The organism is Photorhabdus sp. P32, assembly GCF_038085095.1.
Taxonomy (GTDB): Bacteria; Pseudomonadota; Gammaproteobacteria; order Enterobacterales; family Enterobacteriaceae; genus Photorhabdus; species Photorhabdus luminescens.
The window spans coordinates 1-976 of sequence record NZ_JAZGJN010000089.1 but is presented as its reverse complement, the minus strand read 5'-3'; the positions used below and the strand labels follow the sequence as shown (position 1 = coordinate 976).

1 pseudogene is annotated in these 976 nt (G+C 38.4%); it reads left to right on the top strand.

From position 1 onward, the window contains the following. Positions 1–825 precede the first annotated feature (825 nt). A pseudogene (locus V2H77_RS00390) lies at positions 826–976 on the top strand (phage tail protein); the annotation flags it as partial.

The window sequence follows — 976 nt, the reverse complement described above, 5'->3', positions numbered from 1 at the left end:
AAGAAAATATTCCTCGATATGCTGATAACTTTCTATCTATGCTAGTTTCATCAGATAGCGTAGCTAAAGGGGATTCACATAGTTAACTATGTGGTAGAACAATTAGGGTTTAATATCCCTAAAGTTGTTTTTTATACTCCGTGTTATGCAGTACCTATACACGTTTTACTTGGCTAACATGATAATTGGAACTATCTGCGCTCTTTTTGCGCAGATAGATGTAACTAAACGGTTCCGTTCCAAGTTGGAAAGGGTAGCTGGTTTATGAGGTCATAAGGTCGGCCTTTTCAGCTATAGCGATTTCCCCAATTTCCGGAACTTCGGCTCCCTTAGTTTGACTAACGATTTTTACGCGTTGCGTATTGCTAACTTATATGCTGAATTCCGCAAATGGCTTCACGTTTTTCCTATCTATACGCTCATTCTTCTCGTTTGGTTAGGCGAATTTGCCGGTGCTTCTTAATAACTGCTTAGTCTCAAGATAGAAGTTTATAAGGCTAAAATAGCTTTACATCAGAGGTAGGTCCAAGTTCAGCTAAAATCATAGCTGAATGCATTCCAACCATTTTCATTTGATTAGGCATTTTATTCTGCACTGTGCATTATGATAGAGGTCTTAACCCCATTTTAATGAGTGCAGAATATATCGCCTAACTGTGCGGAATTAGTTACCGTGCTACAGATTCAGAGGAAAAATGGGTAAATTGGATAAACTACAGTCATATCTATGACGGTTAGTTATGTAAAAACTTTTCAATAGATGAAACTCAATTACCGCTTCATTTATTGCGCGAATGAGGGAAATTTATCGTGCGCGGCATCAATATACCTGTGGGTTCTCCTATTCCCTGGCCGTTACTCACTCCACCTTTCGGTTATTTCATTTGTAATGGTTCACCTTTTAATAAATTACAATATCCGAAGTTGGCGGAAGCTTATCCTAGCGGTAGATTACCTGATTTAAGAGGGGAATTTA